10 protein-coding genes are annotated in these 11739 nt (G+C 64.2%); 2 read left to right on the forward strand and 8 right to left on the reverse strand.

The window, feature by feature from the left end; genetic code table 11:
* Window positions 1-49 precede the first annotated feature (49 nt).
* The gene (gene adk / locus MWN76_RS15755) at window positions 50-703 is read right to left on the reverse strand and encodes an adenylate kinase (protein WP_250462895.1); all 654 of its coding nucleotides are present in this window, start codon (window positions 701-703) and stop codon (window positions 50-52) included.
* Window positions 704-875: 172 nt separating this feature from the next.
* Between adk and MWN76_RS15760 the strand changes: the two genes are divergently transcribed.
* Window positions 876-1886 carry a 2-hydroxyacid dehydrogenase gene (locus MWN76_RS15760; RefSeq protein ID WP_250462897.1) on the forward strand — a complete coding sequence of 337 codons (1011 nt, stop codon included), beginning with the start codon at window positions 876-878 and terminating at the stop codon, window positions 1884-1886.
* A 41-nt stretch (window positions 1887-1927) separates the two neighbouring features.
* Here MWN76_RS15760 and mazG read toward each other — a convergent pair whose 3' ends face one another.
* The 3 genes from mazG to cysM form a co-directional block, all read right to left on the reverse strand.
* Window positions 1928-2740: a nucleoside triphosphate pyrophosphohydrolase gene (mazG, locus tag MWN76_RS15765; protein WP_250462900.1), complete on the reverse strand. Its 813-nt coding sequence runs from the start codon at window positions 2738-2740 to the stop codon at window positions 1928-1930.
* A gap of 175 nt (window positions 2741-2915) precedes the next feature.
* Window positions 2916-5162, reverse strand: a complete 2247-nt coding sequence (gene relA / locus MWN76_RS15770) for a GTP diphosphokinase (protein ID WP_250462902.1) — start codon at window positions 5160-5162, stop codon at window positions 2916-2918.
* Between the two features lie 207 nt (window positions 5163-5369).
* On the reverse strand, window positions 5370-6260 hold the full coding sequence (cysM, locus tag MWN76_RS15775; RefSeq protein ID WP_250462904.1) for a cysteine synthase CysM: 891 nt from the start codon (window positions 6258-6260) through the stop codon (window positions 5370-5372).
* Window positions 6261-6415: 155 nt separating this feature from the next.
* On the opposite strand from cysM, the gene MWN76_RS15780 reads away from it, so the two are divergent.
* Window positions 6416-9250 carry a response regulator gene (locus tag MWN76_RS15780; RefSeq protein ID WP_250462907.1) on the forward strand — a complete coding sequence of 945 codons (2835 nt, stop codon included), beginning with the start codon at window positions 6416-6418 and terminating at the stop codon, window positions 9248-9250.
* Window positions 9251-9425: 175 nt separating this feature from the next.
* Here the strand turns inward: MWN76_RS15780 and acpS are convergent, their stop codons facing one another.
* The 4 genes from acpS to era are packed head-to-tail and all read right to left on the reverse strand — an operon-like array spanning window position 9426 to window position 11724.
* Complete coding sequence (gene acpS, locus MWN76_RS15785) at window positions 9426-9812, reverse strand: holo-ACP synthase (RefSeq protein WP_250462910.1); 387 nt, start codon at window positions 9810-9812, stop codon at window positions 9426-9428.
* Window positions 9809-10564 carry a DNA repair protein RecO gene (recO, locus tag MWN76_RS15790; protein ID WP_250462912.1) on the reverse strand — a complete coding sequence of 252 codons (756 nt, stop codon included), beginning with the start codon at window positions 10562-10564 and terminating at the stop codon, window positions 9809-9811. Before recO ends, acpS begins: the two co-directional genes overlap by 4 nt.
* Window positions 10565-10578: 14 nt before the next feature.
* Window positions 10579-10797, reverse strand: a complete 219-nt coding sequence (locus MWN76_RS15795) for a GFA family protein (RefSeq protein ID WP_250462914.1) — start codon at window positions 10795-10797, stop codon at window positions 10579-10581.
* A gap of 24 nt (window positions 10798-10821) precedes the next feature.
* Window positions 10822-11724 carry a GTPase Era gene (era, locus tag MWN76_RS15800; protein ID WP_250462917.1) on the reverse strand — a complete coding sequence of 301 codons (903 nt, stop codon included), beginning with the start codon at window positions 11722-11724 and terminating at the stop codon, window positions 10822-10824.
* Window positions 11725-11739 lie beyond the last annotated feature (15 nt).

The following is an 11739-nucleotide window of genomic DNA, read 5'->3' on the forward strand; positions in this document are numbered from 1 at the left end:
AAAGGCCCCCATTCGGGAGCCTCTTATACGATCCGGCGACAGGAGCAGATCAGGACAGCGCAGCAAATACCTTCTCGCGAATATCGTCCATGGTTCCGACACCGATCACCTTGCTGCATCTGGGGGCGGTTTCAGGGGCGCGCTCGGCCAGTTCGCGGTAAAACCCGACCAGCGGCTCGGTCTGCTCGTGGTACACCGCCAGGCGGTTGCGCACGGTTTCCTCGGTATCGTCGCTGCGCTGCACCAGCGGTTCACCGGTAACGTCGTCGGCACCTTCCTGCTTTGGCGGGTTGTAATCGACGTGGTATACGCGCCCGGAGCCCTCGTGTACCCGGCGGCCGGACAGGCGCTTGACGATTTCCTCGTCGTCCACGGCGATTTCCAGCACATGGTCGATGCGGACATCCGCATCCAGCAGCGCCTGTGCCTGGGGAATGGTGCGGGGGAAACCATCGAACAGGAAGCCATTGACACAATCCGGCTGGGAGATGCGCTCTTTCACCAGCGCAATGATCAGGTCATCGGAGACCAGTTTACCCGCTTCCATGACGTCCTTGGCCTGCAGACCCAGCGGGGTTCCCGCCTTGACCGCGGCGCGCAGCATATCGCCGGTGGAGATCTGCGGGATGCCGAATTTCTCTGTAATGAACTGTGCCTGAGTGCCCTTGCCGGCCCCCGGCGCCCCCAAGAGAATGATTCGCATGGTCAGAATGCCTCCAGATTATGCCGGCGTGTCAATCCCCGCCGCATGAAAAGAGCGCTACCTTACACGTTGCCCCACTGGGGGGCAAGGTTATACGCGGCCTGCAGCCCCCTGCCCACCGCCTGCCGCGGGTCGCTGCGGCGACTATGCTTCCCTGTATATTGCTGAAAATATGACCAACACGATGAAGATCGCCGTCTACAACGCCCGCAACTACGACAAGCGCTATTTCGATCGCTTCAACCGCAAGTTCGGCCACGAACTGCTGTATATCGACACCCACCTGGATCGCGATACCCTGGTCCTGGCCGGCGATGCGCCGGCCATCTGTATCTTCGTCAACGACCCGGTGCAGGAGCCGCTGCTGGAAAGCATGCGCGACCGGGGCGTGAAGATGCTGGCGCTGCGCTCGGCGGGTTTCAATCATGTGGACATTGCCACAGCCAATAAGCTGGGCATCCTGGTCGCCAATGTTCCCGGCTACTCTCCCTATGCCGTGGCGGAGCACGCGGCGGCCCTGACCCTCGGCCTGGTCCGGCGCATCGTGCGCGCCCATGCGCGCGTGCGAGAGGGCAACTTTTCCCTGGAGGGCCTGATGGGTTTCGACCTGCACGGCAAAACCGTGGGCGTGGTGGGGACCGGCAAAATCGGCACCGTATTCAGCCGTATCATGCACGGGTTCGGCTGCGAATTGCTGGGGGTCGACCCGGTGGAAAACGCCGAGTGCCGCCATCTGGGCATGCGCTATGTACCGCTACAGACACTCTGTCGCCAATCGGACATCATTTCCCTGCACTGTCCACTGCTGCCCGAAACCCGCCACCTGATCGATAGCGACGCGATCGCCCAAATGCGAGACGGCGTCTGCCTGATCAATACATCCCGCGGCGCCGTCATCGATACCGCCGCCATTATCCGCGGGCTCAAGTCAGGCAAAATCGGCTACCTGGGAATGGATGTCTACGAGGAGGAGGACAGCCTGTTTTTCGAGGACCATTCGGACACGGTGCTCAGCGACGATATATTCGCGCGGCTCCTGACCTTCAACAATGTGCTGATCACCGGCCACCAGGGCTTTTTTACCCGCGAGGCGATGACCAATATCACGCGAACGACCCTCGGCAATGTGGCGGAATTCGAAAAGACGGGGCAGTGTGAAAACACCTTGATCGCACCCCGCTGAGATTGCGGGCAGCGGTGACAGATCCCTGCGGACAGGAGGCCTTACTCCCCTTCCTTGGCGCGCTCCCACAGCCTGTCCATCTCATCGAGTCCGGCGTCCTCGGGCGAGCGGCCCGTTTTTCCCAATTCGGCCTCCACCACACCGAAACGCCGCTCAAACTTGCGGTTGCAGCCCCTCAGTACCGTTTCCGGGTCCACCTCGAGGTGGCGCGCGGCGTTGGCGCAGGAAAACAGCAGGTCCCCCAACTCCCCGGCGGCGTGCTCGCGGTCGCCGGCGGCGACCGCCTCGCGCAGCTCGGCCAGTTCCTCTTCGATCTTGTCCAGCACGCCACTGATGTCCGGCCAGTCGAATCCCACGCGGGAGGCGCGCTTCTGCAGCTTTACGGCGCGGGTCAGGCCGGGCAGCCCGGGGGCCACGCCATCCAGGGTGCCCGATTCGCCCTTGGCGCCGCGCTCACCGGCCTTGATCGCCTCCCAGTTCTGCTTCACGCGGGCTTCGTCGATGGCTCCGCCGCTGTTATCGCCATAGAGCCCGCCACTGGGGAAAACATGCGGATGGCGGCGCACCAGCTTGCGCACCAGGGTGTCGACGATGCGGGCAAAATCGAAGTGGCCCTCTTCCCGGCCCAACTGGGCGTAGAAGATGACCTGGAACAACAGGTCGCCGAGCTCCTCGTGCAGGTGCTCGAAATCCTCCGTCTCGATCGCTTCGGCCACCTCGTAGGCCTCCTCGATGGTGGAGGGAACGATGGTGGAGAAATCCTGCTTCAGGTCCCAGGGGCAGCCGCCGTCGGGGTTGCGCAACCGGGCCATCAGGTGGAGCAGGTCTTCGATTGTGTACTGCTTATCTTGCACAGTGTTTCCTTCTCCGTAGGGTGCGCCCTGCGCACCGACAGTTCAGCTGGTGCGCACAGCGCACCCTACGCGGGCCTGGAGCTCCGCGCTCCCGAGTCCCGAGTCCCGAGTCCCGAGTCCCGAGTCCCGAGTCCCGAGTCCCGAGTCCCGAGTCCCGAGTCCCGAGTCCCGAGTATCAATGCAGTATCCGCCGCTTGGCCGATGCCACGTTGGGCAGCTGGTTGATACGGTGCAGCACGCGGCTCAGTTCCTCGAAGCCGTGCACCTCGGCGGTGAGCACCATGTCCACCGTGTGCTTGTGCTTGTTGGAGCGGGTCTGCATGGCGGTGATATTGATGCGCTGGCTGTCGAGCATGGCGGTGATGTCGCGCAGCAGGCCGTGGCGGTCATAGGCCTCGATCATGATCTCCACGGCGTAGAGTTCCTTCGGTTTCTGCGCCCATTCCACCTGCAGCACGCGCTCGTATTCCTCCGCCTGCATGCGCAGCATATTGGCGCAGTCCTTGCGGTGAATGGAGACGCCGCGGCCGAGGGTGATATAGCCCATGATCTCGTCCCCCGGCACCGGGTTGCAGCAGCGGGCGATATGGGTCATCAGGTTGCCGACACCGTCGATATAGACATCCGCCTTGCCCTCGCCGCGGGCCACTGACGCGGTCAGCGACGGTTCGGCGTCCACCCGCTCCACCTTGACCATGCGCTGGGCCGCATTCAACACCTGGCCGACGCCGATATCCCCGGCGCCCACGGCCGCGTACAGGTCGTCCAGCGAGTGCATGTTCAGTTTCGCGGCGAGCTTTTCGAAATCGAAATCGATCAGCGCCAGCTGCTTGAACTCGCCGTCGAGAATACTGCGGCCATCGGCGACATTCTGGTCGCGGGCCTGTTGCTTGAACCAGTGGATGATCTTGGCGCGGGCGCGCGAGGTGGTGATGTAGCCCATGCCGGCAGAGAGCCAGTCGCGGCTCGGCGACTCGCGCCTGCCGGTCAGGATCTCGACCTGGTTGGCGGTCTGCAGCTCACAGTTGAGCGGCACTATGCGGCCATCCACCTTGGCGCCGCGGCAGCGGTGGCCAATCTCGGTGTGGATCTTGTAGGCAAAATCCAGCGGCGTGGCGCCGCGGGGCAGGTCCACCACGTGACCATCCGGGGTGAATACGTAGATGCGGCTGTCCGCCTCGCTGGAGCGCAGGTCGTCCTGCAGCGGGTTGCCACCCACCTCCTCGTGCCAGTCGAGCACCTGGCGCAGCCAGGAGATCTTCTGCTCGTAGCTGTCCTGGCCATCCGATTTCTCATCGGTACCCTTGTAGCGCCAGTGGGCGCAGACCCCGTACTCGGCCTCCTCGTGCATGGCGAAAGTGCGGATCTGCACCTCCAGCACCTTGCGTTCCGGGCCGATCACCGCGGTGTGCAGCGAGCGGTAGCCGTTCTCTTTCGGCGAAGCGATGTAATCGTCGAATTCGTTGGGAATATTGCGCCACAGGTTGTGCACGATACCCAGCACCGCGTAGCAATCGCGCACCGTGGGCACCAGGATGCGCACCGCGCGAATGTCGTAAACCTGGGAAAAGCCGATGTTCTTGCGGCGCATCTTGCGCCAGATACTGTAGATATGTTTCGCGCGGCCGTAGACCTCGCCTTCGATATCCGCGCGTCCCAGTTCGTCCCGCAGCAACTGCTGGACTTCCTCGATATAGTGCTGCCGCGCCAGCCGCTTCTCGTCGAGCAGCTTTGCGATCTGCATATAGTCGTCCGGCTCCAGGTAGCGGAACGACAGATCCTCGAGTTCCCACTTGATATGGCCGATACCCAGCCGGTGGGCCAGCGGCGCGTAGACGTCGGCCACCTCCCGCGCGACGCGGCGTTTCTTGGCCGGCTCGGCATTCTTGGCCGCACGGATCGCACAGGTGCGCTCGGCCAGCTTGATCAGCGCCACGCGCACATCGTCCACCAGTGCCACCAGCATGCGGCGGATATTTTCCGAGTGCTCCTCCACCGCGGTGCCCTGGCGCTCGTCACCGGTGTCGGCGCTGCGGCTGCGGATCGCGGCCATGCGCAGCACGCCGCGGATCAGCTTGGCAACTTTCTTGCCGAACGTCTCCTCGACAGTCTTCAGCTCCAAGCGCTTTTCCCGCACCGCGCGGTAGAGCACCGCGGCGATCAGCGCCTCGGCGTCTATCTGCAGGTCGGCGAGAATCTCGGCCATCTCCAGGCCGGTGGCAAAACTGCTGGCGCCCTCGGCCCAGATATTTTCCGCGGCAATGGCCCGCGTCTCCGCCTCCGCGCTCATCTCCGCGGCGCGGCGCAGGGTCACCAGTGCGCCGCCGTCGAGATTGGCCAGCGTCTGCACGTGGCGCAGCCAGGATTCCAGATCCAGCTCGCCATCGGCGCCGACAGAGTGGTGTTTTCTGACTTGAACCATTGATTACCGCCCCTCAGGCTCCGGGAAAAAACTGCGGAACCGATGCGAAGGTCCTGATGCCGCTGGCTGTTCGTGGGACCGTATGAGACAGGGATGTCGATTGCGAGCGTACATGGAGGTATTCACTGTGTGTCTCACGAACAGCCAGCGGTAGCAGGGCCGCCGCCGGATTCTCTTACATGCGACAAAGGGTGATGGACCATTGTGCTATTCATCAAACAATCCAGATGACAGGTAGCGATCGCCGCGGTCACAGACGATGGCGACGATGGTGGCATTCTCCACTTCCGCCGACAGCCGCAGTGCTCCCGCCACGGCACCGCCGGAGGAGACGCCGGCAAAGATGCCCTCTTCCCGCGCCAGGCGGCGCGCCATCTCTTCCGCTTCCCGCTGTTCCATATCGATCACCCGGTCCACTTCCCCGGGCACGAAAATTTCCGGCAGGTATTCCCGCGGCCAGCGGCGGATACCGGGGATACTGGAGCCCTCGGTGGGCTGCAGGCCGACGATCTGCACCCCTGGATTCTGTTCCTTCAGATAGCGGCCGCAGCCCATGATGGTGCCGGTGGTGCCCATGGAGGAGACGAAATGGGTGATGCGACCGCCGGTCTGGCGCCAGATCTCCGGGCCGGTGCCCTCGTAGTGGGCGCGCGGGTTGTCGTCGTTGGCAAACTGGTTCAACACCAGGCCCCGCCCTTCCTCCTGCATTTGCAATGCCAGATCGCGTGCGCCTTCCATGCCGGCTTCGGCGCTGACCAGGATCAGCTCGGCGCCATAGGCCGTCATGGCCGCCTTGCGTTCGTCGGTGGCGCTCTCGGGCATGATCAGGATCATGCGATAGCCCTTGATCGCCGCCGCCATCGCCAGGGCGATACCGGTATTGCCGCTGGTGGCCTCGATCAGCGTATCGCCGGGGTTGATCTGGCCGCGGGCCTCGGCGCGCTGGATCATCGACAGGGCCGGGCGGTCCTTGACCGAACCGGCGGGGTTGTTCCCCTCCAGCTTGAGCAGAACAGTGTTGCTTGTCTCTCCCGGCAGGCGCTGCAGGCGTACCAGTGGGGTATTGCCCACACAGTCGGCAATCGTGGGGTAATCCATGCTCCATCCAGATCCTGACTAAAACGGTGCGCTATTCTACCCGCCCGGCGCCGCCGGCGCGAATCCAGACGCCCATATAGCCGTTGGTTACATATACTGCACAGAGGAGTAGAATCGAACAAAAATAACGCTCCCGACCAGAACCGATATTTGCCATGGCCGCCTCACCGCCCCCCGCGCCGCTTCAGGATCCACCGCCGCACCTGCGCTCACTGCGGGCCATCCTGTTTCGCTTTACCCTGGCTCCTGCCCTGGTGCTTGCGCTGGTACTGGCGATTGTGTTCTCCCTGCAACAGATGCACGACCGCCGCCAGCTGCTGCTGGCCCACGGCCGCGCCAGCGCGGAACAGCTGGCGGCCCTGCTCGAACTCTCCGGCGGGCATCCCAACGAGATGCGCCTGGAATGGCTGCGCCACAGTCTCCTGACCCTGATGCTGGAAAAAGACATGGTGCGCTCGGTACATATCTACACCACACAGGACGAGCAGCCGGACCCGGCGACCGGACTCAAAAAGCTGGTGGGTGTCGGCCCGCGACCGCGCACCGTTGTCGGTGCCGACGAACTCCACGGTCGCGATACCCTGGTCTTCAACAAGCATGGCAACCTGCTCGTGTTGCACCCGCTGCAGGATGAAGAGATCCACTGCTGGATCAGTATCGAGCTGCACCGCCCCTATTTCATCATCGGTATCTACCAGGTACTGCTGGTGGGGCTGCTGGCGGCGATCATCTGCACCCTGGGCGCCCTGGTCTGGTCCACCTTCATCTCCGAACGCTTTGCCCGCAGCCTCGCCCGGATCGGCAACAAACTGGAGCGGATCGGGGACGGCCAGTTCGACATCCGGATAGAGGAGACGGAGACCCGCGAGACCAATCACCTCGGCGAGCAGATCAACCGCATGGCCGAGAACCTGGCCTGTTACCAGCAGGAGTACAAATCCAGCCTGCTGCAGTCCATGGAAGACCTGCGCCAGTCCCTCGACAGCATGGAAGAGCAGAATATCGAGCTGGATCTGGCGCGCAAGAAGGCACTGGAGGCGAGCCGGGTCAAATCCAACTTCCTCGCCAACACCAGCCACGAGATCCGCACGCCGCTGAACGGCATCATCGGTTTCACCAACCTGCTGCTGAAAACCGAGGTGGACGAGCTGCAGCGGGATTACCTGCAGACGATCCTGCGCTCGTCGGAAAACCTGCTCACCACCATCAATGACATCCTGGATTTCTCGCGCATCGAATCCGGCAACCTGGTGCTGGACCACATCCCCATGAACCCGGGCCAGCTACTCGAGGAAACCCTGCAGATTCTGGCCCCGTTCGCCTACGAACAGCGCCTGGAGCTGGTGCCGCTGATCGACAGTCAACTGCCCGACACCCTGATCGGCGACCCGCTGCGCATCAAGCAGATCCTCACCAACCTGGTCGGCAACGCCGTGCGCAGCTCTGCCGACGGCAATATCCCGGTGCGCATGAGCGTGCAGAGCGGCAAGGATTCGGAATTGCTGGTGCGCATCAGCGTCACCGACCTGGGCAACCGCATCGATGAACAGGGCCGCCGCGAGCTGCGACAGCTGCTGGAAAGCAAGAAACAGCCACAGAGCCAGCAGATCAGCGGCAACGGCCTGGGCCTGGCCATCGCCCGCAGCCTGATCGAGCGCATGCGCGGCCGCATCGGCATCGACGAGGCGCCCGGCGGAGGCTCCACCTTCTGGGTACACCTGCCGCTGTTGCTGGAGCGCAATCGCACCCTGCCCACCCGCGACCGGTTCCCCGGCTGCCGTATCCTGATCGCCGACCCCAACCGCATGACCCGCATGCAGGTGGCCCAGTTGCTGAAGTTCTGGCAGGTGGAACCAGTGGAGCTCGGCGATACCAGTACCCTGCAGCCGGCCATCGAACAGATGTGGCGGCACGACGCACTGCCGGATGCGGTAATCATCGACACCGCCATCGCCGGCGGCGACTTCGAGCAGTTTATCGGCACGGTGCAACAGTTGGTGGACACCTACCAGTGTCGCACCATCATCCAGGGCTCGCCGGTCGAACTGCGCCGCTGTTACGAGCAACTGCGCACGCGGGCCCTGACCTTCCTCGGCAAACCGGTGACCCGGGACAGCCTCCTGCGCGCGGTCAAGCGGACCGCACCCAACCATGGCCAGAGTCGCCCCAGTGGCACCCACCCGGCCCTGCCCTGGCCGGCGGCACCGCGGGTGCTGGCGGTGGACGACCACGAGGCCAACCGCCTGCTGGTCTGCGAACTGCTGCGCGGCCAGGGTATCGAGGTGGTCTCCGCTGCCAGCGGTGAAGAGGCCATCGAGCGCTGGCGGCGGGAATCCTTCGACCTGATCTTCATGGATATCCAGATGCCGGACATGGACGGTATCGAGGCCACCCGCCGGATTCGCGAGCTGGAGAGCCGCGGCCGCATCCCGATCATCGCCCTGACCGCCCACGCCGGCGCCGAGGAGAAAGCGCGCCTGCTGTCCGCCGGCCTCGACGACTATCTCAGCAAACCGGTCAGCGAAGCCCAGCTGAACCACATGATCAAGCGCTGGATGAAGATCCTGGCCCCGGCTGCGCCGCCAGCGGAGGCGGAGCGCAGCGGATCGCGACTGGTGGATATAGGGGACAGCCTCAACCTGAGCAACAACGACGCCGGCCTGGCCCGCGACATGCTGCAGATGCTGATCAAGGGGCTGGTCCAGGACGAGCAGGAACTGAAGCGCCTGCGCGAGACCGGCGACCACAGGGCGCTGTTCGAACTGGTGCACCGGATGCATGGCGGCTGCTGCTATTGCGGCGTGCCGCGCCTGCGCGACGCCACCGCCAGGTTACAGGAATACCTGCGACCGCTGCAGGGCGACAGTGCGGCGGAAATCGACCGGAAACTGGTGGATGACACCGCGCGGGAAATCCGCGCGCTGCGGGAGTGGGCCTCGGAGCAGAACCTGGACGCACTGTTCGGCCTGGAGTCCGCGGGGAATTCCTGACCTAGTGGTCCATGCGGAAAGTTTGGTGACTAAGGAGCACAGCCAAAGTGTTCAGATCAAGGCGAGAAAGCGCAGGAATAAAAGCGCAGGAATAGTGGTTCTATTTCAAGCTTTCTCAACGCAGAGCTGGGCGCTTTGGCGACGCGAACAGTTACACAACTTTCCGCATGGACCACTAGCCCCCCTCGAAGATCACGAACGCCAGCGCAAAGTCCTTCTCGTCGGACAGTGTCAGGTGGATACGCTCCACGCCCATACGTTCCGCGCGCGCGCGCGCCTCGCCGCTCAGGAACACCTCTGGCCCCTGCCCGCGGCGGCGGCGCACCTCGATATGCTGCCAGGAAATACCGGCGCCGATACCGGTCCCAAGGGCCTTGCCCAGCGCCTCCTTGGCAGCGAAGCGCTTGCACAGGTAGGCGGCGCGATTCGGGATCGCCAGGCCGGCGAAGGCCGCGCGCTCGTTCCCACACAGTACCCGCTCGACAAAACGGTCGCCGAAACGCCGCCAGGCCGCCTCCACGCGGGTGTAACTGCAGATATCCGTGCCGATACTGACGATCATTGTTTCCGGTACACCTGTCTGAACAATTCGCGGCTCTGCAGCGGCCTGTCGCCCAGCAGCGGCGCCAGCAGCAGCCGCGTCAGGCGCTTGGCCGCGGGCAGCAGCGCCGCGGCCATTTCGCCGCTGTCGACGGCCCGCGCCAGCGCCAGCAACTCTGCGCCGGCAAATTCGCCGACACCATAGCGCGCATCCTCCCGCCGCACCACCGGCACAAAACCGGTTTCACTCTCCAGCCGGTAGCTGCCGTCGGCGCGCACCGGCCCCTCCGTTGCCGCACAATACCCCAGCTCGGGGCAGCTGCCGAGCTGGTACAGCAACTGCAACTCGAAGCGCCGCAGGGGCGCTTCGAGCTGCTCCGAACTGCCGCCATCGAGCGCGGCCAGGGACTGCAGCAATGTCTGGTAGGCGGCGAACACCGCGTACTGGGCCTCGCCCACCGGCAACAGCCGCACCAGCAGCTCGTTGGCATAGAGCCCCGCGTAGACGGCGCGCCCTTTCAGCCACAGCGACGCACCGGCATTTTCCACCGGGCCCAGGGTTTTCAGGTCGCCGCGCCCCAGCAGCGAGACCAACAGCGGCGAAAAGGGTTGCAGCGAGTGCTGGCGACGCTGCTTGTCGCGCCGCGCACCGCGCGCCACACAGCCAATGCGACCGCGCTCCGGGGTCAGCAGTTCCAGGATCAGGCTCGAGTCCCGGTAGGGGCGCGAGTGCAGGATATAGGCGGGTTCCAGGGGCGTTTGCGGCTGTGACATCGATGGCCCCGCCATTACGGCAAATGCCCGATATCGTCCGGGAGCGTCACCCAGTGGTGGCGATGGCTCTCGTGGATAGAGGCCGGCGGGCCGGGAAACTCCGGATCGGCGAAAGCGCCCACCGGCACACCGATCGGGGCCGGCTCGCTATCCAGTTGCAGGTAGACGGTGGCGCCGCAGCTGCAGCGGGCACGGCGCACTCCTGTTGCGGGGTTGTGATCAGTGGTCTCCACCTTCGGAATCCCCTGTCGGTCGGCTCAGTCGTCCCGGTAACCGAGGCTGCGCAGTGCGCGCTCGTCGTCGGACCAGCCGGACTTGACCTTGACCCACAGGTTGAGCATCACCTTGCTGTCGAACAGCCGCTCCATATCCTGGCGCGCCTGGCTGCCGATCTGCTTGATGCGCTCGCCCTTGTTGCCGATGATCATCCGCTTCTGCCCGGAGCGCTCCACCAAGATGGCGGCGCTGATGTGCAGTATCGGGCCGTCCTGGGCAAACTCCTCCACTTCCACCGTGACCTGGTAGGGCACTTCGGCGCCCAACTGGCGCATGACCTTCTCGCGCACGATTTCGGCGGCCAGGAAGCGCGAGCTGCGGTCGGTAATCTGGTCTTCGGGGAAGAAGTGCTGCCCCTCCGGCAACCTCTGCACAATGACATCTTCCAGGACATCCAGGTTGACGCCGCGCAGAGCGGAGATGGGGACGATTTCCGCCTGCGGGTGCTGTTCCGCCAGCGCCTGCAGTTGCGGCAGCAGTTCGCCCTTGTTGTCCAGTTGGTCCACCTTGTTGACGGCGATGACCAGCGGCCCCCTGAAGCCGCGCAACTTGTCCGCCACCAACTGGTCGCCCTCGGTCCAGCGGGTGCGCTCGACCACGAACACCACCACATCCACGTCCCGCACAGCGCTCTTGGCGGCGCGGTTCATGTAGCGGTTGATGGCCTTGTCGGCATCCGCGTGCAACCCCGGCGTGTCGACGAACACAATCTGGTTGGGGCCCTGCGTCTTGATACCCAGCATGTTGTGGCGGGTGGTCTGGGGCTTGCGCGAGGTGATCGCCAGCTTCTGCCCCAGCAGGTGGTTCAGCAGCGTGGACTTGCCCACATTGGGCCGGCCGACAATGGCGACATAGCCGCAGCGACTGGTGGCTTGTTCGTTCAAGAAGTTCTCCGAAAT

The sequence above is a fragment of the Microbulbifer litoralis genome (assembly GCF_023634065.1).
Lineage (GTDB): Bacteria > Pseudomonadota > Gammaproteobacteria > Pseudomonadales > Cellvibrionaceae > Microbulbifer > Microbulbifer litoralis.

Bases quoted from the DNA above. Each gene is read 5' to 3' on its own strand.
- MWN76_RS15760 (WP_250462897.1), top strand. From the start codon at position 876: ATGACCAACACGATGAAGATCGCCGTCTACAACGCCCGCAACTACGAC.
- adk (WP_250462895.1), bottom strand. From the start codon at position 703: ATGCGAATCATTCTCTTGGGGGCGCCGGGGGCCGGCAAGGGCACTCAG.
- acpS (WP_250462910.1), bottom strand. From the start codon at position 9,812: ATGATCGTCAGTATCGGCACGGATATCTGCAGTTACACCCGCGTGGAG.
- recO (WP_250462912.1), bottom strand. From the start codon at position 10,564: ATGTCACAGCCGCAAACGCCCCTGGAACCCGCCTATATCCTGCACTCG.
- cysM (WP_250462904.1), bottom strand. From the start codon at position 6,260: ATGGATTACCCCACGATTGCCGACTGTGTGGGCAATACCCCACTGGTA.
- MWN76_RS15780 (WP_250462907.1), top strand. From the start codon at position 6,416: ATGGCCGCCTCACCGCCCCCCGCGCCGCTTCAGGATCCACCGCCGCAC.
- relA (WP_250462902.1), bottom strand. From the start codon at position 5,162: ATGGTTCAAGTCAGAAAACACCACTCTGTCGGCGCCGATGGCGAGCTG.